The organism is Pontibacter korlensis (assembly GCF_000973725.1).
Taxonomy (GTDB): Bacteria; Bacteroidota; Bacteroidia; order Cytophagales; family Hymenobacteraceae; genus Pontibacter; species Pontibacter korlensis.
In genome coordinates this window covers 1,510,760-1,531,881 of sequence record NZ_CP009621.1, presented here as the reverse complement: position 1 = coordinate 1,531,881, position 21,122 = coordinate 1,510,760, and the positions used below count along the sequence as shown (strand labels likewise).

General features: G+C 45.8%; 13 protein-coding genes. 2 read left to right on the top strand and 11 right to left on the bottom strand.

All coding sequences use genetic code 11. The annotated features are described in order from the left end of the window. Positions 1-5: 5 nt before the first annotated feature. From rnr to PKOR_RS06415, 3 genes are all read right to left on the bottom strand, one after another. Positions 6-2,270, bottom strand: coding sequence for a ribonuclease R (gene rnr / locus PKOR_RS06425; protein WP_046309799.1), 2,265 nt, complete (start codon positions 2,268-2,270; stop codon positions 6-8). A gap of 193 nt (positions 2,271-2,463) precedes the next feature. After that, complete coding sequence (locus PKOR_RS06420; RefSeq protein ID WP_046309797.1) at positions 2,464-3,228, bottom strand: DUF695 domain-containing protein; 765 nt, start codon at positions 3,226-3,228, stop codon at positions 2,464-2,466. 53 nt (positions 3,229-3,281) lie between these two features. Further along, the gene (locus PKOR_RS06415) at positions 3,282-5,111 is read right to left on the bottom strand and encodes an ABC transporter ATP-binding protein (RefSeq protein WP_046309795.1); all 1,830 of its coding nucleotides are present in this window, start codon (positions 5,109-5,111) and stop codon (positions 3,282-3,284) included. A 138-nt stretch (positions 5,112-5,249) separates the two neighbouring features. Between PKOR_RS06415 and PKOR_RS06410 the strand changes: the two genes are divergently transcribed. Beyond that, positions 5,250-5,855: an HAD family hydrolase gene (locus PKOR_RS06410; protein WP_046309793.1), complete on the top strand. Its 606-nt coding sequence runs from the start codon at positions 5,250-5,252 to the stop codon at positions 5,853-5,855. 137 nt (positions 5,856-5,992) lie between these two features. Here the strand turns inward: PKOR_RS06410 and PKOR_RS06405 are convergent, their stop codons facing one another. The 5 genes from PKOR_RS06405 to PKOR_RS06390 form a co-directional block, all read right to left on the bottom strand. Then, the gene (locus PKOR_RS06405; protein WP_046309792.1) at positions 5,993-6,613 is read right to left on the bottom strand and encodes a lipoprotein signal peptidase; all 621 of its coding nucleotides are present in this window, start codon (positions 6,611-6,613) and stop codon (positions 5,993-5,995) included. 107 nt (positions 6,614-6,720) lie between these two features. Next, positions 6,721-10,074 carry an isoleucine--tRNA ligase gene (gene ileS / locus PKOR_RS06400; protein ID WP_046309790.1) on the bottom strand — a complete coding sequence of 1,118 codons (3,354 nt, stop codon included), beginning with the start codon at positions 10,072-10,074 and terminating at the stop codon, positions 6,721-6,723. Then, on the bottom strand, positions 10,055-12,574 hold the full coding sequence (locus tag PKOR_RS06395) for an efflux RND transporter permease subunit (RefSeq protein ID WP_046309789.1): 2,520 nt from the start codon (positions 12,572-12,574) through the stop codon (positions 10,055-10,057). The genes ileS and PKOR_RS06395 overlap by 20 nt, the downstream gene beginning before the upstream one ends. A gap of 139 nt (positions 12,575-12,713) precedes the next feature. Further along, on the bottom strand, positions 12,714-12,881 hold the full coding sequence (locus tag PKOR_RS25005; protein WP_158453747.1) for a hypothetical protein: 168 nt from the start codon (positions 12,879-12,881) through the stop codon (positions 12,714-12,716). 671 nt (positions 12,882-13,552) lie between these two features. Further along, positions 13,553-15,055, bottom strand: a complete 1,503-nt coding sequence (locus tag PKOR_RS06390) for a glycine--tRNA ligase (RefSeq protein WP_046309788.1) — start codon at positions 15,053-15,055, stop codon at positions 13,553-13,555. Positions 15,056-15,289: 234 nt separating this feature from the next. Between PKOR_RS06390 and PKOR_RS06385 the strand changes: the two genes are divergently transcribed. Beyond that, entirely contained in the window at positions 15,290-16,426 is a 1,137-nt protein-coding gene (locus PKOR_RS06385; RefSeq protein WP_046309787.1) for a hypothetical protein, read from the top strand. Positions 16,427-16,668: 242 nt separating this feature from the next. Here PKOR_RS06385 and PKOR_RS06380 read toward each other — a convergent pair whose 3' ends face one another. The 3 genes from PKOR_RS06380 to PKOR_RS06370 all read right to left on the bottom strand — a co-directional run bounded on the left by PKOR_RS06380 (position 16,669) and on the right by PKOR_RS06370 (position 19,758). Then, positions 16,669-17,127, bottom strand: a complete 459-nt coding sequence (locus tag PKOR_RS06380) for a hypothetical protein (protein ID WP_046309786.1) — start codon at positions 17,125-17,127, stop codon at positions 16,669-16,671. Between the two features lie 77 nt (positions 17,128-17,204). Further along, entirely contained in the window at positions 17,205-17,711 is a 507-nt protein-coding gene (locus PKOR_RS06375) for a DUF4385 domain-containing protein (protein ID WP_046309785.1), read from the bottom strand. Further along, positions 17,680-19,758, bottom strand: coding sequence for a cation:proton antiporter (locus PKOR_RS06370; protein ID WP_046309783.1), 2,079 nt, complete (start codon positions 19,756-19,758; stop codon positions 17,680-17,682). Before PKOR_RS06370 ends, PKOR_RS06375 begins: the two co-directional genes overlap by 32 nt. Positions 19,759-21,122 lie beyond the last annotated feature (1,364 nt).

The window sequence follows — 21,122 nt, the reverse complement described above, 5'->3', positions numbered from 1 at the left end:
GATACTTAATGTTGTTTTAGTGTCTCGATTAGGTCCAGATCGATGGTGCGATCGGCAAGGTTGGCACTTTTCACCTCTACCAGTACCTCATCTCCGAACGAAATAATACGCTTGGTTTGGCGACCGATGATGCGGTAGTTATCAGCATCCAGTTCGTAATAATCGTCGTTGAGGTCAGCCAGGCGTACCATGCCTTCGCACTTGTTCTCTTCGATCTCCACAAAGATACCCCATTCTGTGACACCGGAAACAATACCTTTATACTGATTCCCGATGGTATCTTTCATAAATTCTACCTGCTTATACTTGATAGAGGCTCGTTCTGCGTCGGCAGCGCGTTTCTCCATCTCCGAAGAATGCTTGCAGCGCTCCTCATACTCATCTTTGTCCTCAGAATTGCCGCCATCCAGGTAATGTTGCAGCAGGCGGTGTGCCATCATATCCGGGTAACGGCGAATAGGCGAGGTGAAGTGTGAGTAGTGGTCAAAAGCCAAACCAAAATGGCCCTCTGGTTCGGTGCTATACTTGGCCTTGGCCATGGTACGGATTGCGAGGTTCTGCAGCACGCTTTGCTCCGGCTTACCTTCAATCTCGGCTGTCAGGTGGTTCAGCTCTTCTGAAATATCGGCGTCTACGTCTACTTTATAACCAAACTTGCGGGCAAACAGCGAGAAGGTACTCAGCTTGTCCGGGTCAGGTTGGCCGTGGGTACGGTAGACCATGGTAGGGCGCTTCTTGCCTTTGCCCAGGCCATACACATACTCAGCTACACACTTATTAGCCAATAGCATGAACTCCTCAATCAGCTTATGTGCATCCTTGCGTTCTTTTACATACACCGATAGTGGCTTGCCGTTCTCGTCTAGCTTAAACTTCACCTCTACAGTTTCGAAAGAGATAGCTCCATTTTTAAAGCGCTTCGCCTGCAGTTTTTTGGCAATACTGTTCAGGATATTGATTTCCTCGGCAAAGTCGCCCTCGCCGGTTTCGATACGTTCCTGTGCCTCCTCGTAACTAAAGCGGCGGTCGGAGTAAATAATGGTGCGGCCGTACCAGGTGTCGTAAAGTTTGCCGTTTTCGTCCAGCTCAAACACAACAGAGAATGTTAGCTTCTCTTCATTTGGCCTGAGGGAGCAAAGGCCATTGGAAAGGCGCTCCGGCAGCATTGGGATGGTTCTATCTACCAAGTATACTGATGTTGCCCTGTGGTAGGCTTCTTTCTCCAGCACGCTTCTTGGGTGCACGTAATGCGTTACATCGGCAATGTGCACGCCTATCTCCCAGTTTCCGTTCTCCAGCTTTTGTATAGATAGTGCATCGTCGAAGTCTTTGGCATCGGCAGGGTCTATGGTGAAAGTGGCAACATCGCGGAAATCGCGGCGCTTGGCAATTTCACCGGTTGGTATTTTATCAGAGATTGTCTCAGCCTCTTCCTCTACTGCCTCCGGAAACTCGAATGGCAGGCCAAACTCAGCCATGATAGAGTGTATTTCAGCCTCATGCTCACCGGCCGGACCAAAAACACGAATCACTTCACCCGTTGGGTTCTTTCCTGGCTTGTCTGGCCACTCAATAACGCGTACCAGCACTTTATCTCCGCTTTCCGCCTCATTCAGATGCCGCTCGCCTACAAATATGTCAAAGTATACCCTTTTGAAGTCTGGCACAACAAAGCCAAAGTTCTTGGATAGCTCCATGATACCTACCAGCTCTGTACGAGAGCGCTGCAGTACCTCTACTACCACTCCCTCCTGGCGGCCACCTCTTACCGATGGCAGCACTTCTACTTTAACCAAGTCGCCATCTAAGGCATACTGTAGGTGCTCTGTAAACACACGGATGTCTTCCTCCCGGTCTTCCGACACGATGTAGGCATATTTGCTGTTAGCCAAGTCCACACGACCTGTCACGATTTCGACCTTCAGGTTCATCATGTACTTGTCGTCGTCCACGGCCAGCAGTTTGTTTTCCTGCACCAGTGTCTTTACCAGCTTCTGCACCTGCTCACGGCCATGCTTGTCTGTCACACCTAGGCGGCGCGTAACCTGTCGCATTGTAAAAACAGTGTCGGGACTGTTGGAGAACACTTCCAGTACTATAGCTTTAGCCGATTTTGGAGCCCCTTTTCGGTTAGAGGGTTCTCTTCTGGCATAAGCCTCTCTTGCGGACTCTTTGCGGTTTGATGATTCGCCTCCTCTTCTGCGGGACTGGCCTTTGTCGTTGCGGCTCTCAGAATCTCTGCCGCCTTTTTTGTCTCTTTTACTTCTCATGTATCTTCGTCGCTATGGGGGCAGCTAAATCAGCTGCCACAACCATTTACAATCTTTAGCACAAATAATTTAGTTTTACTATACGCCACTAAGCGCTCTTTGGCTAAAGTATCTTGTAATTCGAGTTCAATTTATAGAGAATTTTCTATATAAGAGGGATTTGAGCAATGGAGAGGGTAGATAGGTGCGGTTATTATACTTCCAGGGAGGTTTCCCAGCCATCGTAATCGCCATGGTGCTTAAGGGCCAGGCGTCGCAGGTGGAGTACTGTTCTGTCTATATTTAACTGGTCCAGCTTATCGGTGCGGCTAATATGCAGGCGGAATGGGTAGTCTTCTGATGCTTCCAGGTAATCGCTGGTGATAACGGTGTAATTCTCGTTGGCTATACTCTCCACAAATGCAGTTCTATCAGCCTCTGTTTTAAAGTACACCCAGTGGTCCACCTGCCGCTCTTTGCTCAAGTCATCGCCGTTCTTCTCCAACTCTTCCAACACTTTGCGGTTTTGTATACTTTGTAACTGCTCCGGTTCTGGGTATAAAAAGTTAAAGTACCGGCTCCAGTCTTTATCCTTTACCAGCTTAAGGGTATAGGCATGTCCGTTGTAATTCTGCATAACACGCTGAACAGACTCCGCATAGCCGTTAGGCTCGCCCATATAGAAGTAGATTTTGCGATGCCCGTTAGATGTTAAGCGCCCTGCATAGGTAGCCTGACAGGTTGTTCTTAAAACCTCTTCCAGGTCATCTTCCAGGCTCTGCAGCACAATTGTTTCCTGCAACGACGACAGCCCATCCGGACGAGGATCAACCATTTTAACCGACACCTGTACAAGATTTGGCTGTTCGGACAGCGGGGCAACTTTAGCCAAGCCTAGATCTACCGCTATGGAGCCAGGCTTATTGTCTATGCTTCTGAAATGGAATTCCCAGTCGGATTCATGGTGCGTTTGCTGCATACTTTACAAATCTTTAGATTGATTCTGCCCGGGCCACAGCTGAGGAAGCTGTCTTATTCTAACCCTGCCTTGATGGCCTTGCGCTTTTGTTGTGCGGTTATAATGTCTTCCGGCTCGCCCTTCGGGATTGCACTGATTAGATTACGCGTATACTCCTCTTGCGGTTGACGGAAAATCTGCTCTGGTGTACCAGTCTCAACGATCTTACCCCTATTCATTACAAGTATACGGTCCGACATATATTTTGCTACAGAAAGATCGTGGGTAATAAAGATGTAGGTGATATGAAACTCCTGCTTTAGCCTGTTAAGCAGGTTAAGCACCTGCGCCTGCACCGATACATCCAACGCTGACACAGACTCATCGCATATGATACATTTGGGCCGCAGGGCTAACGCCCGGGCTATACTTACACGCTGCCGCTGCCCGCCTGACAGCTCATGTGGATAACGATGCAAATAATCTTTCGTAAGCCCCACTTTCTCAATCAGTTCCAAAGATTTTCCATGTCGTTCTTTATCGGAACTGTAGAAGTTATGCACTTGCATTGGCTCCACAATAACCTCACTTACAGTATGCATTGGGTTAAGCGACGTATAATGATCCTGGAAGATCATCTGAATATTGCGACGGCTATTGCGCAATTCTTCAGGGGTTAATTGCACTACATTCTGTCCATCAAAAGTTATGCTTCCTTCCGTTGGTTCTATTAGCCGCAACAGCGCACGCCCTAAGGTTGTTTTGCCACAGCCAGACTCACCTACCAAACCTATCGTTTCGCCTGGCCTTACCTCAAAGCTTACGTCATCTACAGCCTTAACTAAACCAGTAGTGCGGCCAAAGAATCCTTTCTTTATCGGAAAGTGTACCTTCAAGTTTTCAACTTGTAGCAGCAAAGGCTTCTGCTTGTTTTCCTGTTGGTGTTTTATATTACGAACAGTACCTACATAATTACTTACTACATCCTCCAGCGAGGGCTCCAGTATCTGCGCCTTTCTCTCGAGTATGTTTCCTTGCTCATCCTCAAACATAAAGTCAGATACAGTAGGAAGTATAGTCTGCTTCTTCGCTGTAAGCTTTGGGCGGCAGGCTAGCAAACCCTTGGTATAGGGGTGCTGCGGATTGGTAAAGATATCTATCACCTTACCTTGCTCCACTATCTTTCCTTTATACATCACTAGGATGCGGTCAGCTATCTCGGCTACCACGCCTAGATCGTGGGTAATGAAGAGCACTGCCGTATTCTCCTTTATCCGCAGCTCGTCTACCAGCCGCAGCACGCGTGCCTGCACCGTTACATCCAAAGCCGTAGTAGGCTCATCGGCAATAAGTATACTTGGCTCGCAGGCCAAGGCCATAGCAATCATAACGCGCTGCTTCTGCCCTCCTGAAACTTCATGTGGATAAGCATCAAAAATTCTTTCAGGATGTGACAGCCTTGCCTTTTCAAAAAGCTGTATAGTTCGTTCTTTGGCCTGTTTTTTTGTTAGAGTATTATGTATCAGCAATGCCTCTGTCACTTGTTTTCCACAGGTGTAAACGGGGTTAAGTGAGGACATAGGTTCCTGAAAAACCATGCTGATCTCGTTGCCACGGATGTGCTGCATTTGCTTCTCCGGCAGCTGCAATAAGTCTACTTCTCCATACTTTTTTGACTGGAACACCACCTGCCCTGTTGCGATTTGTCCTGGGGTTGTATCGAGCAACCGCATTAGAGATAGTGCCGTTACAGACTTTCCGGAGCCGGACTCTCCTACTATGGCAACTGTTTCGCCAGCGTAGACTTCAAAGCTTACCTTGTCTACAGCTTTTGTGATGCTATGGAGTGTTGAGAAAACAGAGTTTAGGTTTATTACCTGAAGTATGGGTTTTAGTAAAGTCAACGCAAGAGTGGGTTTGTTCTTTGGTGAAAATAAAGCTTTTTAGTTACAAGGCTTTTGTACCAGTTACGTTTTTAGAATAAACATTTTGAAATACATATCCAAACCACATAACTTAGAAAAACACCTCTTATTTAAGCTATGATTAAATTCATCATTTTCGACTTGGGTGCTGTGCTGATTGATTGGAACCCGCACTACCTGTACCGAAAGATCTTCGATGAAGAAGAAGAAATGCTGCACTTCCTGGAGAACATTTGCACCCCGGAATGGAATGAGGAGCAGGATGCCGGACGTCCGTTACAGGAGGCCACAGAACTACTGGTAGCAAGGCATCCGGAGCACCAGGAAAGAATAGAGGCTTTTTATGGCCGCTGGCATGAAATGTTGGGAGGAGCCATAGAGGGTACTGTCGATATTTTGCGGGAGTTAAAAGAAAGCGGCAAGTACAACCTCTACGCCCTCACAAACTGGTCTGCAGAAACTTTCCCGATTGCACAGGAACAGTTTGATTTCCTGAACTGGTTCGATGGAATAGTAGTATCAGGCACCGAAAAAGACAGGAAGCCATTTAGCAGTTTCTACCACACGTTACTAAGCAGGTATGATGTGCATCCTTCCGAAGCTGTTTTTATAGATGATAACCTGCGGAACGTAAAAGCGGCAGAACAACTTGGAATAGATTCTATTCATTTTACTTCGCCCGAAGCGCTGAAGGAAGCGCTGAAAGAGAGAGGAGTTTTATAATTCTCGTGGCATACACAGCTCCTCCGACCGTCTGGAGTATGAAGTAGTATAGCTTCGTAGTAACCCACATTGTATTCAAAACAAAAAGGCTGCTCCAATTCAGGAGCAGCCTTTTTGTTTTGAATTTATACTTATGATTACAGCCCTTGCTGCTCTACTGGCTTTTGCTTTTGCTCTTCATGGTGCTCTCCGAAGAAGCGCTTCTGGTTGAAAAGGATCAGCAATACACCTACAAAGATGGCAGAGTCGGCTACATTGAAGATAGGCCACAGCGACATTGGTTTACCACCAAGAATCGGAACCCAGTTCGGCACGATACCTTCCCATATGTCCACATAGAACATATCTATTACCTGCCCATGAAACCATGGTGTAGAAGAGCCATAGGGAGCGTTGTCAAACCATACACCGTAAAAGGTACTGTCTATCAGGTTACCTATAGCGCCGCCAAGTATCAGCGAGATGCACCAGATAAGACCTTTAGGAGCCTTATTCTTAACGAGGTAATACAGGTAATAGCCAATACCAAACATGGCTACCAAGCGGAACAGCGTAAGTATAAGCTTGCCATACTCAGAGCCTAGCTCCACACCAAAGGCCATCCCAGGGTTAAGAGTGTAATGCAGTTTCAGCCAATCGCCAATTAGATGAATCTCCCCTGGCATTCCCATTTCCATGTTGTAATGCACGATCAGCTTTACAGCCTGATCTACAAGAATCACGGCAAGAGCAGCCAGGTAGTATTTTCCGTATTTCATATCTAAAATTTAAGCAGCTGGCACTTTACAATGTTGGCCGCCATAACAGACTTCTTGAAAATATAAGAGCACCAGAATACCTTTTAGTTTCCTGGTGCTCTGTTGATTTAGATAGTCGCTCTTTCTTCTGTCTGAATTTGGATTGACACCTTGTAATCATCAATATCCAGTATGGTGGCGCTTGCCAGCTCCACTACCAGGTCCAGCGTCAGGGCTTGTGTTTCAGCACATATATAGTCGCTGTAGTTTTTAACAGCCTCGTTTACCTCTGGCACTGATTGCTGCATGGCGATGTGGATCTTGTCCTGAACCTCTAGGTTAGAGTCCTTACGCAAGTTCTGGATACGATTTACCAGGTCGCGGGCAATACCCTCCTGCTTCAGCTCCTCTGTGATGGTAATATCCAAGGCTACAGTTAATCTGCCTTCGCTGGCTACCAGCCAACCCGGGATGTCCTCAGAAGAGATCTCCACATCGTCCGGCGTCAGTACTGCTGACTCATCCTCTGAAAGCATGATCTTAAAGCCACCTTCGCGCTCCAGTGTAGCGATATCTGCCTGATCCATTTGCTGTACAGCAGCTGCTACCAGCTTCATCTTTGGACCGAACACCTGACCTAACTTTTTGAAGTTAGGCTTAATCTTCTTCACCAGGATGCCAGAAGTATCATCGATGTATTCGATAGCCTTCACGTTCACCTCACTCAGGATCAAATCAGCCACAGCCTCAATCTGCTGCTTCATTTTCGAGTTCAGTACCGGTATCAGGATACGCTGCAGTGGCTGGCGTACTTTAATCATTTCTTTCTTACGCAGCGAGTGCACCAAAGAAGAAACAGTTTGCGCCAGTTGCATGCGCTCCTCCAGATCCGTATCGATATTCTCTTGATTTACCTCCGGATAATATGCTAAGTGTACCGACTCTACTGTATGCTTGTTGCTTACGTTGTTCAGGTCGCGGTACAATTGCTCTGTATAGAACGGTGCCACCGGAGCAGCCAGAACAGCAATTGTCTCCAAGCAAGTATACAATGTCTGGTAAGCGGCAATCTTATCTGTGTTATACTCACCTTTCCAGAAACGCTTACGGTTCAGGCGCACGTACCAATTACTCAGGTCGTCCACCACAAAATCCTGGATGGCACGGGCAGCACGGGTTGGATCGTAGTCTTCGTAGTACGTATCTACGTCCTGCACCAGCGTGTTCAGCTTTGAGATGATCCAGCGGTCTGACTCGGTACGTTGCGCCATTGGCACATCAGCCTCTGAGTACGTAAAGTTGTCAAGGTTAGCATAGAGTGCGAAGAACGAGTATGTGTTCTGCAGTGTGCCAAAGAAACGGCGCTGCGTCTCTACCACGCCATCCGGGTTAAACTTCAGGTTGTCCCACGGTGGCGCATTGGAGATCATATACCAGCGCACGGCATCCGGGCCATAGTTACCAATCATCTCGAACGGATCTATGGCATTGCCTAGGCGCTTGCTCATCTTATTGCCGTTCTTATCCAGCACCAGACCGTTGGCGATTACGTTTTTGTAAGCCACGTTATCCTCCAGCATTACAGCCAATGCGTGTAGCGTAAAGAACCAGCCGCGTGTTTGGTCAACACCTTCAGCAATAAAATCTGCTGGAAAGTTTTTATCAAAGATATTCTCGTTCTCCAATGGGTAGTGCCATTGTGCATAAGGCATAGCACCAGAGTCAAACCACACGTCGATAAGGTCTGTCTCTCTGTACATTGGCTTTCCAGACTTGCTTACCAGCACGATGTTGTCCACATACGGGCGGTGCAGGTCTTTCACCTCTACAGAAGTATCCATCAAACCAGCGTCCACCGCTCTGGCAATCTCGTCGTTCAGCTGCGCGATAGAGCCGATGCAGATTTCTTCCTCGCCGTCTTCAGTTCTCCAGATAGGCAGTGGGGTGCCCCAGTAACGGGAGCGTGACAGGTTCCAGTCCACCAGGTTCTCCAGCCAGTTACCAAAACGACCTGTACCAGTTGACTCTGGTTTCCAGTTGATGGTTTTGTTCAGCTCGATCAGGCGGTCTTTAACAGCTGTGGTTTTGATGAACCAGCTATCCAGCGGGTAGTACAGCACCGGCATATCTGTTCTCCAACAATGCGGATAAGTGTGCTCGTACTTCTCTACTTTGAATGCCTTGCCTTCTTCTTTTAGCTTGATGGCGATCTTTACATCAGTAGGCTTGTACTCGGCAGCAGACTCGTCTTCCTTGGCATAGTTCTTTACATACATGCCAGCAAAGTCGGTGATCTCCTTCACAAATCTACCTTGTCTGTCTACGATCGGAGATGGCTTACCATTCTCGTCCATTACCAGCAGTGCCGGGATATCATTTTGAGCGGCTACACGGGCGTCATCTGCACCAAAGGTTGGCGAAATATGCACGATACCAGTACCATCCTCTGTAGTTACATAATCACCGATGATCACACGGAAAGCTGGCTTGTCTGGCTGCACGTATGGCATCAGCTGGTGATACTCCACGCCATTCAGGTCAGTACCAGTAAACTCCTCTACCACTTTATAAGGAACCAGCTTATCGCCTGCCTTGTAATCAGCCAGCGCCAAGTCAGCAGCTTTCGGGTTGAAATAGCGACTCACCAGATCCTTAGCAAGTATAACTGAGATCGGCTCGTACGTATATGGGTTGAAGGATTTCACCTTCACATACTTTATGTTCTTACCTACGGCAAGTCCTGTGTTGGCAGGCAGTGTCCAAGGCGTCGTTGTCCAAGCCAAGAAGTATACATTCTCCTCTTCGTCTTCGAACAGGAACATGTTACGGGTAATCTTCTTCACCTCGAACTGCGCCACAATGGTAGTATCTTTCACCATTTTGTAGCAGCCTGGCTGGTTCAGCTCGTGTGAGCTAAGGCCTGTACCTGCAGCAGGAGAGAAAGGTTGTATTGTATAGCCTTTATATAAATACCCCTTGTCGTAAAGGCGCTTCAGCAGTGCCCAGCAAGACTCGATGTACTCATTCTCGAAAGTGATATACGGGTTGTTCAGGTCTACCCAGTAGCCCATTTGCTCTGTTAGGGTATCCCATTGGTTCTTGAAACGCATTACCGTTTCGCGGCAGCGCTGGTTATACTCCTCTACCGTTATCTTCTTACCGATATCTTCTTTAGTAATGCCCAGCTCTTTCTCTACCTGCAGCTCTACCGGAAGGCCATGGGTGTCCCAGCCGCCTTTGCGGTTTACCTGAAAACCTTTCAGGGTTTTATAGCGGCAAAAAATGTCTTTTACAGCACGGGCCATTACGTGGTGAATGCCCGGTGTACCGTTGGCAGATGGTGGGCCTTCGTAGAACACGAAAGGTGTTTTGCCCTCACGTGTGGCTACCGATTTCTCAAAGATGTTGTTCTGCTTCCAAAAGGAAAGCACATCTTCGCCTACTTTGGCGTAATTCAGATTCTTATACTCGTTGTACTTCACCGTTTACAGGTTTTTTATCTTCCTCAAGAGTTAATTCTTCAACTTTCAACTTTAGCTGATTCAGGTCGAGCTCCTCGTCCTCATGCTCCAGGTAAAACTCATCGTAGTGCTCTATCAGGGCGTAAGGATCACGCTCAAACTTGCCGCTATCGAAGCTCATCAGCAAAGTTGGCAATATAATCAGGTTTGTGAATAATGCAATCAGTAAACTCACCGACATCAGCACTCCCAGTGCTTTCGTACCGCCAAACTCGGAGAAGGCAAAGATCACAAAACCAAAGAACAGGATAACTGAAGTATACACCATACTGGTACCTGCCTCGGTTAAACTGGTGGTGATGGCCCGGCTCACGTTAAAGCCATTCGAGAGCAGTTCGCTCCTGTACTTAGCCAGAAAGTGAATGGAGTCATCGATGGCTATACCCAGGGCTATACTAAAGATCAGCGCTGTGCTCGGCTTTAGCGGGATGTTGAAAAACCCCATCAGGCCACCTGCAATCAGCAGTGGTATCATGTTCGGTATCAGTGATATTATCACTACCCTTGCTGACTTAAACAACAATGCAATCACAATTGTTACCAACACGAATGCAAGTATAAGGCTGGAGCGCAGGTTGTTGATAAGGTACTCGTTTCCTTTGATGAACAGGAGTGTTGTTCCGGTAAGGCTTACGGTGGTTTGGCTTCCGGAGTCGTCGCGTTTAAAGGTGATAGTGTTGCCATCTTCAGTTTCCGTTACACCCTCGCCTCCATATATTTCGCGCAGCTCTGGCTTTATCTTACTGATGATAAGTGTATCCAGCTGTCGAGAACCCACATCGGCCACTTTTAGTGAGATACGTGCCCGCTGACCTGTGCTGTCTACAAAAGACCGAAGCAGCTTCTGGTTAGCTCCATCATTCTGTTTGGCCAAGTAGCTGAAGATGAAGTTGCGTTCGGTGTTGTCTGGCAGGCGGTAAGAACTAGGATCTCCACCATAGAAGGCCTGCGTAGCAGTTTTCACCAGTCCCACTACAGAGATGGGTGCTGAAAGTATAGGTTGCGTGCGTAGGAAATCTTCCAGCCTGTTCAGCTTGTTCAGGTTTGGCAAGCGCATCACTCCCTGCTTCACTCCTGTATCTACTATCACCTCTAGCGGCATTACTCCATTAAAGTGATTCTCGAAGAAAGCCAAATCTGCGTTCACACTGCTTTCCTCCGGCAGGTCATCCACCATATAGGATACCGTCTTCACCTTGTAAATTCCCAACAGCGATACGCCTACTGCTAAGATCGTAAAGAAATATACCAGGTGGCGCTTGCGGTGCACAATGTAGTCGAAGAACTCAAGCAGCTTGTTTAGCGGCTTTGCATCGAGGTGGCGGAGCTGACGCGGGCTAGGCGGCGGCAGGTAAGAGAACACCGCAGGTATCAGCACCAGGCTTATGATGAAGGTAACAAAGATGTTGATACCGGCTACCACACCAAACTCATACAGTATGGCTACATGCGTAAACGTGAACACAATAAAACCGATAGCCGTGGTGGTGTTCGTTACAAGGTTTACCACGCCAATCTTGCTGATCACGCGGGCTAAGGCCATTATCTTGTTGCCGTGCTTGCGGTAATCGTAGTGATAACGCGTGAGCAGATAAGTAGAGTTAGGTATACCAATCACCACCAGGATGGCAGGTATAAGTCCTGTTAGCAGGGATATTTTAAAGCCAAGTAGCGAGAGCGTTCCCAGCACCCATACCACCACTACACTAATTACTAAAAGCGGAAAGATAACGGCATAGAAGGAGCGGAAGAATATGAAGAGCGTAACACCCGTTACAAGCAAAGCCAGCAGCAGGAACATTTTCATCTCTGCGGCTACCTTTGTTGTCATTACGGCACGCACAAATGGTAGTCCTGCATAGTGCAGTTTTATGCCTGTATTCTTAGAGAAAGCATCTGTGTGCGCTGTGATGTTTTCCATCACCTCTACACGTCGAGCGGAGTTGAGGTAAGTTGGTTCTACTGTTATGGCCAGTAATGTAGCTCCGGTTTTGTCGTTTATGATCTGCCCATCGTAGAAGCCCTGGTTGCGTACCACCTGCAGCATACTATCAAGTTGCGGCTGTGTTTCTGGAGCTGGTGAGAAGATGGCAGCTGTGGTGAACTTCCGTTCACCGGTGTTTTTTACCACCTGCACCAGGTTTGGCAACGAGATCACGGCCTTCACCCCCTCTACTTTGCTTAGTTCCTCCGACAGAGTCTTCAGCTCCTTAAAGTTCTGAAGCTTGTATACTTTGCTGTCCTGCATGCCTACCACCAGCACGTTCCCATCTTCGCCAAAGGTTTTCTTAAAGCGCTGGAAGTACTGCATGTCCACGTCGTCTTCTGAAACGACGTTGGCAAAATCGTAAGACATTTCTGCATCTTTGGCCTTATAAGCCATAAACGCAGTAAGCACGGCTAAGAGAATTATCAGTCTCAGCCTGTTCTTTATAATAAAAATGGCAATCTTATTCCACATGATCCGGCTACAATTCGGCAAAGGTACGTTTTTTTTGCGCACGCCGCAGGTAATCAGCCGGTAATCCTTCCATTGAGTGTGTATAAAACAAAAGAACCCCAGCCAGAGCCGGGGCTTTAGGTGCTGTATCTAATTTCTTTTAGCTTTTCTTATTTGAGGATGAGGAGGAACCACTGGAGGAATCATTCTTTGGCACACAGTTAGGCACTGTTTTGCCGTCTTTCTCCTTTGTGCCTACTGGTTCATAGCCTTTCCAGCAAGGGTTCTCTTCTTTCAAACTATGCTCGTTGTTATCTGATTTGGACATGACTATTCTAGTTTGGTTCTGCTTGTATGTACGGCAAATCTACAGTAGGCTTTGTACGTTTTGGCATACTGCCTGTTTAAGTTAGTAAACCACCATAACTCTTGTGCATTAACATATTCAAATCATGCTTACCTTCAGCTCAATTGCACTGATTATTAGCTTTTTTAAATCTTGTACTTTTCCCGTGCCCATTTGTTTTACACAAGTGGTGGAGGTGATTTATCAACAAAAGTTACGCTATAATACTTAACATAATTTATGCACTTAAAGAAGTTTCCCTCCATTTTGGTGTATTGAAGATGTCAATAATAGAAGGCTGTTTCGGCTTTTATTATATCAAACTAAAACTTGGGGCTTGGTAATCCTGCAAAAACTACTGTGTTGATAGGTTATCCTAATGCCGTCTAGATGTACTCTGTAGAGCAATGTTAGAAGTTCGATGCCTGCTCAAATTTTCTATGGGTTTTCTGATGTAGCTACCGACAATCAGTATGAACTGATATGGTTGAGAGACGAAAAACTGTTCGGTAGAAAGCCGGTTTAAAACTTAGCTTCTGAAAAGCTTATGCTTTAAGGTGATTGTTAGAAAGGCTGCATTTTTTACAGGGAATAAAAAAAGAGGCAGCCACGGGTAAACCGAGCTGCCTCTCCTGCTAATTCGATATCTATACTTATGCTAGTTGCTCAAAAATGCTTCTGTAGCTAACTGCTTTGTTAATGTAACTATGTAGCTCACTGATTGGCATGCGCACTTGCTCACGTGTATCTCTGTCACGCACGGTAACAGTATTGTCTTCCAGTGTCTGGTGGTCCACTGCTATACAGAATGGTGTACCAATCAGGTCCTGGCGTGTATAACGCTTGCCAATGCTATCGCGCTCTTCGTAGATCATGTTGAAGTCATACTTCAGAGAATCGAAGATCTCGGTAGCTTTCTCTGGCAAGCCGTCTTTTTTCGTTAGCGGAAGTATAGCAGCCTTAACAGGAGCCAATGCTGGATGCAACTTCAGGAAAGTTCGGCTCTTCGTGCTGTCTCCTTCTGTGATTTCTTCTTCAGTATAAGCGCTGCACAGTACCATCAGGAACAGTCGGTCAGCACCTACGGATGTTTCGATTACATAAGGAACATAGTTTCCGTACGGCTTGCCCTCCTCGTTCAGGTCGTTATCAAAGTACTGAAGCTTTTTGCGGCTCAGCTCCTGGTGCTGCGTCAGGTCAAAGTCAGTGCGGGAGTGGATGCCTTCTACCTCTTTGAAACCAAACGGGAATTCGAACTCAATATCAAGGGCAGCATTTGCATAATGCGCCAGCTTATCGTGGTCGTGGAAGCGTAGCTTGTCGGTTGGCACACCAATAGCCTCGTGCCACTTGCGGCGTGTGTCTCTCCATTTCTCATACCACTCCATTTCAGTGCCAGGGCGCACAAAGAATTGCATCTCCATTTGTTCAAACTCGCGCATACGGAAGATGAACTGACGTGCTACAATCTCGTTACGGAAGGCCTTACCAATTTGTGCAATACCGAAAGGCACCTTCATTCGGCCTGTCTTTTGCACATTAAGGAAGTTCACAAAAATACCCTGTGCTGTTTCAGGGCGCAGGTAAATAGTGCTGGCATCTTCAGCCACAGAACCAACCTGTGTGGAGAACATCAGGTTAAACTGACGTACCTCTGTCCAGTTGGCAGTACCTGATACAGGGCATTTGATGTCTTCACGTATAATCAGCTCACGCACGCCATTAAGATCTTCTGCCTCTAATAAGCGTCCCATCTCAGCAGTTAAAGCTTTCGCTCTTTCTACGTCGCCCTCATTTTCATACTGAGCAGCTTTTTCTTCTATCATCACATCGGCACGGTAGCGCTTCTTCGAATCCTTGTTATCTATCATCGGATCGTTAAAGCTATCCACGTGGCCAGAGGCCTTCCAAACCAGTGGGTGCATAAAGATGGCAGCATCCAGACCTACTACGTTCTGGTTCAGCTGTGTCATACTTTTCCACCACAGGTTCTTGATGTTATTTTTCAGCTCCACGCCCATTTGGCCGTAGTCGTACACGGCTTGCAGGCCATCATATATCTCACTCGACGGGAATATGAAACCATACTCTTTCGCATGTGAGATAATGTCTTTCAACTGAGCGTTTTCTACAGGTGTTTTTTCTTGAGTCGCCATGTCGCAAATATAGCTTTTTAGTGCTTGATTTTGCTACGCTACAGGTACAGATTTTATGTTTGCAGGTTTCAGCAGGCCTTTTGTTCTTCAATTTTTCATCGCTTTCGTTGCTACAGCTATGCTCTTGCAATTACATGGTTTGTATTAACAATTTCTTAACATTAGACCTAGAATCATAACTTTGCTTTAAAGTACCTTTGCACCGTTTTTTATACTTTTCTATATTTTTAACTAATGGCCAAAGTCAAAAAAGGAAAAAAGCATGTAGCCCCTATCAAGCCTTACAAGTTCAGAAGGCGCTATAGTGCTCTTGATATTGTCATCCGCAAGGAGAAAAAATTCCTTTACTTTATTGCGTTTGCTCTTATTCTAGCCGGTGTGGTTTATCCTTATGCTTCTATTGCTATGTGGGTAGGCTTTGCCTTTGCCGGCTACTCGGCTATCGCTAACGATAGTATCCAAACAATTGGTACGTTCATCGTATCCAACGAGGATAAAAAATGGTACTGGCAATGGCTCTTTATGGGTTCCATCTTCCTGGGTACTGTATTCTACAGCTGGTATGTTTTTAATGGTGATGTTACCTACCAACGCTTAGCATCCAAAGGATTCGACCAGACGATAGACAACTTTGTGTACCTGCAGCTTGCAGCTCCTATTATCCTGTTGCTTTTAACACGCCTGCGCATACCTGTTTCAACTACGTTCATGCTTTTGAGCGTGTTTACAGTTAGCTCCGGTGCTATCGTAAGTATGGTGAGCAAAAGTTTAATGGGTTATGTTGCTGCTTTTGTTGCTGCCTTAATCATTTACCTGGTGCTAACTAAGGTGATCAAGAAGCTGGTGAAAGGTGAGGCACATGGTGCTTGGACTGTAGCACAGTGGGTAATTAGTGGCTTCCTGTGGCATACTTGGTTGGCGCAGGATTTGGCTAACGTAGCTGTGTACCTGCCCCGACAGCTTGATGTAGTTGAGTTCTCTGCCTTTGCTCTGTTTATCTTCCTGGGCCTTGGCTTCTTGTTCTACCAGAAAGGAGACAAGATACAAGGTATCATCAACGAGAAGTCTGAGGTACGTGATGTACGAAGCGCCACCATCATTGACTTGGTATACTCTATCATCCTTTACTACTTCAAGGAAGTAAACAACATCCCGATGAGTACTACATGGGTGTTTGTTGGTTTGCTTGCCGGTCGTGAGCTTGGTATGCGCTTACGCGCCCATGATTCATCTGTAAAGTTTGCTAAGACCTTCAACCTGATTGGTAAGGACATTCTTTCTGTTACAATTGGTCTGGTCATCTCAATTATACTGGCTGTTGCCATCAACCCTGTTATTCAGGAAGAGCTGATTAACTTCTTCTTCAAATAAGACTCTTTACATTGATAACAAAAAAGCCCGGCAGAAATGTCGGGCTTTTTTGTTACACTCCATTGTGTATTTTTTCGTTTATATTCTTACGAATATAGGCCTTTCTACTACTCCTGCAGGCTTTACTGTTTTCTTATCCACAGCTTTCCCTTCAGTACTTGCTTTGTTTTTAGACAAGAAAAAACCCTGACTTATTACAGCCAGGGTCGGTCTTATACTTCAAGATATAGTTTATCTAGCTCCTATTTCTCAGGCCAAACTACTTCCAGGTCATCGTTAATGAATACTCCGAAGTTAACTGCGATCAGCTGATCTTCGTCGAAGTACAGGTCGATCATCTCCTTTTCGAAAGAGATACGAGTCTCGCCTGTTTCGGCTTCCTCTTCTTCCGGGTTGGAGATGTCGTGGTCAGCGAAAAGCTGCAGGATCTGCTCTCGGCTCATTTCAAAAACGCGCTCCCCGAAAATCTGCACTTCGCGGTTGGCTGTTTCAATGCAGCTAAGGCGGTAGTCATCTTCTTTGTCGAAGTATAGAGAGTAGCCTTCTTCCCAGTAGTTCCAGGCTTGGTGCTCAAACTCATCTTCTTCATCAGATTCCTCAACTTCTTCTGGCTCCCCTATCAGTTCCTCTACCTCGTCCATTGTCAGGCCAAACTTGATCTTACCAAGCCCTTTGCCCAACCTGATGTCTTTATTGATCATGTTCAATAGTGATTTTTTATATGTGCAAAGATACGTTTTTTACCTTTTCTTAGGTTTTACTTTTTCCTTTGATTTGGCTATTCATACTTCTTTTCGAAGATCTCCATCTGCCTGATATACTCTGGGTTCTGTTTTGCCAAGTCCCACTTTTCCTTGAATATGGCTGCTGAAGCGGCTTTTACTGGATCAGGATCTACAGGCAACTGTTGCCTGCCGTGTGCTCCACTCTGCCCTTTTTTATCTTCCGGCACTGGTCCTTTATACTTTTTTCCTGACTTATGATTTGCGTATCTCCTACTGCGGGTATAGCCCATTTGCAGAAATTTGCGGGCCATATCCGCTCCTATAAAGTCGTTTTGCTCCAGGTACTGTAGAAATAAACTATAGATTTTCTCGGATGACTCTGTGGCTACTTCCGGTGTTTTAAACCGCCAATGCGGCAGTATCTCTGACTTATATGGCTCCACCAACAGCACCCCCTGCTCTCCTTTGCCTACGCGATACAAGCTTGGCTGCTCTCTAAAGTTTATGTTCCCGAAGTCGAGCTCGTAATTAAACTTCGCCTTCTTGCCCTTCTCTTCCATGTGCAACTGGTACTCCCTTTAGTGGCACCGATTGGTATACCGGATACTGTTCAGGGTATAGTACGATAAAGCTGTTGTCCTTATAGTCTCTGGATAGAACCCTTGGCACGTAATCCAGGTTGCTGTTGTAAGACACAGTTCTTTTTCTCGCTGAAATCACGATCACCATGTCATCTTTTTTCAGTTCTGATTTCATGGTCGCAAACTCATTAAGGTTTTTGTACGGGCTGTACTCTGCTTCTATGGTTGGCTTACTCTCCTGTACTGCTGCTCTTATCTTGTTCAAGGTACGCTTACGGCCACGGAACACTACTGGGGCACCCAGTTGTTGCGACAATAGCTTAACGCTCCTGATCCATCGTATAAAGCCTCTTTCAAGTTCCGCGTTTGTAGGTACTATCACCACTATCCGGTTTGTTGTATTCAGCGGCTGAATAATCTTGCATACCAGGATCATCTCGTCTGTATTGTCGAGCATGCTATCAAGTACGCTACCGAAGATCCTGTCGCGCGTGGTTATTTTGGCGTTCCATCCCAATATAACCTCCGTTATCATCAGTTCCTTTATTGCTCTGAGTATGCCGCTGGCTACATTCACATCTATTTTCGAAACCAGCTGCACATCATTATCTGTGGCGGAGGCATGGGTTATGGCCTCCTGCAGCATCTTATTCTTTTTAAATATCTCCTCCTCCGCATGCTCATTATCTATCACCACTGCTAATGGATATATTGGCTCCCGATGTGCAGGGTTCTTCAGCATGATAGCTATGTCGATCAGGCTTTCAATAGTTTTAGGATTGCCTATAGGTACTAGTATCCTGTCTGGTTTCTGGCTGATGTCTGGCTTTCTTCTGCTCTCCAATATAGCCAGTGTCCTTCCTACCTTTTCTGTAGAGAAAGAGCTTACCATACTTGAAACCAGTATGAGTACTACCGCCCCATTCAGGGCACTCTCCCCAATAAGGCCTATGTCATAGCCAGCCAGTACTACAGCCAGTGTAGCTGCGGCATGTGCGCTACTCAGTCCAAATATCAGGTTTCGCTGCAGTACACTAAACTTAAATATCTTTTGTGTGATGTATGCTGCTGCGTATTTGGTGAGAGGTGCTAGTATGACTATGGTGCCTGCTATCAGTATGGCATTGGTGTCTGTGAACAGCACTTTCAGGTCAACCAGCATACCTGTACTTATCAGGAAGAACGGAATGAAGATATTATTCCCTACGAACTCTATCCTGTTCATGAGCGCTGATGTATGAGGAATAAGTGGATTCAGTGCCAAGCCTGCAAGGAACGCTCCGATTATGGCTTCCATACCAGCCACTTCGGAAAGGAATGCTGCAGCAAAAACTACTGTCAGTACGAAGATGTATTGCGCTCCCTTTTCGCCTTCCAGCTGCTTGAACATGTACGATGCTATCTTCGGGAACAACCATAATACCAGCGCCACAAAGATGATCATCTCCACGATCATGAATATCCAGAAGGCTGCACCAGTATCCCCTTGTGTTGAGTTGATGATGATAGCCAGAACAAAGAGTACAGCAGTATCAGTTATCAGTGTCCCTCCTATGGTCAAGGTCACTGCTTCGTTTTTGCTAAGGCCAAGCCTGCTTACGATAGGATAAGCTAGCAGCGTATGTGGAGCAAACATACTTGCCAATAGTATGGCTGGCTTTATGTGGTAGTCGTGTAAGTATAAAAATACTAATGTACCTACCGTTATGGGTATTGCGAAAGTTAATGTTCCAAATATGATACTGCGCATTTTGTACCGCTTGAAATCTATCATGTCGATCTCAAGTCCTGCCTGGAACATGATGTACAGCAGACCTACTGTTCCGAACAGTACGATACTGGCATCTCTGTTCAGGATGTGCAATCCATTTGGTCCCAAAATTACTCCTGCCACTATCAGCCCCACTATTCCTGGTACCCTTACTTTATTGAGGATATATGGCACAACCAGTATGACCAGAAGCACCAGTGTAAATATTAGCACCGGCTCCTCAAAGGGTAGTGTGAGATCTATATTCAGTAGCATAGTTTATTTTGTTGGGTGGAGCTCTTCTCGTTCTGCGTTTTAAATATACAGATTTTCTTCTTGTGTACTTGCCTTGTGTAAGCCCGGTTTTGCGCTTCACAGGTCTGTTTCCCGAGCTTTCCACACTTTACGACACCTAATAACTTTTATAAAATGATTTCTTAAAAAGAATCTTCTTTTGTTTTTAGGGCTGTTTATAAGTTGAAAACTTTACTCAGGTTTGTGTACTGCTGATAACTTGTTTACTGTCCGAAGGTTTTTCACCACTCTCCTCTTCTTTATGTTAATATTATTTCTTTTTGTATCAGAAGTTTAGCTGTGTTTTCCACTAATTACCCCTTTATGTGTATTTCTTTATCCACGGGAAGCACAAACGTGGAAAAGCCCTGTGTGTAAGGATAATTATACACCAGTATCCACTTTTTACCCTCTGTGTAATGCCTTTTTTGGTGTGTAATTTTTGGGTGTGTAAGTTATCCCTGTGCTTACCCACCCTTTTCCACATGGTTTACCACATTGTTGTGGATTACGAAAAAAAATTTCCCAAGCCTGTTTTTTATCTTCCCTGCATCTCTTTTTCCGGTAGGTTTTGTGACCTATGAAGCCCTTAGTTTTACTTGTTACTTTTGCTGCTAGACTTACACAAGTATCATAGCTACGCTTTTACGCAGCCAGCGCTTTTGAGATAGAGACAGAGATTTCTGGAGTTGCTACAGGTCATCGAAGACTGTGCTTTCACGATATTGATGTTTACTTTTCGCTACAGTCTTACTTCGTTTTTATGTGGTGTTTGAAGGCGATGGGTGCTAAGACTACCGTGCAGGCTTTCTAATATTGTGGATGTAGAGCCTGCAGAAAAGATCCTCTTGCTATTTGTGGGTAGCGGATGTACACTAGTTTTGTGTCGTTCTTGATTAGAGTTTTTTCTGCTTTACTAAAGCCCCGGCATTTACTATTTCACGGGCTAGGCTTCTTTATTATGCATTGACTGTAGAAGTTATTGCCATGATTTTGGTTGATGAGTGACTGTAGCAAACGCTGACGGAGGTGAATGGGAGGGAGCTGATTTTTCTTGGTGTGGCTTTATTACCTTCTTTCTTCTTTGATTCTTTTTCTAAATCTGCTCACACCTTATCGGCTATACTTTTCCGAATTTTTAATCAGATTTCATCAGAGTTATTGAGTCTTTAGTTTTAAGATTTGAAGCTGTCTTTTCTTGTCAGACCTTTCTTTCTTTTTTCAATGAGTGTTAACTGCTTGAAGCAAATGTTAAGGTCGTAAGCTGTGTGAGCTGGAGTTTCCATAAACAAAAAAGGAGAGGGGCCACCAGGAGTGGTCGGAAGATTTAATCTTCCGACCATTTT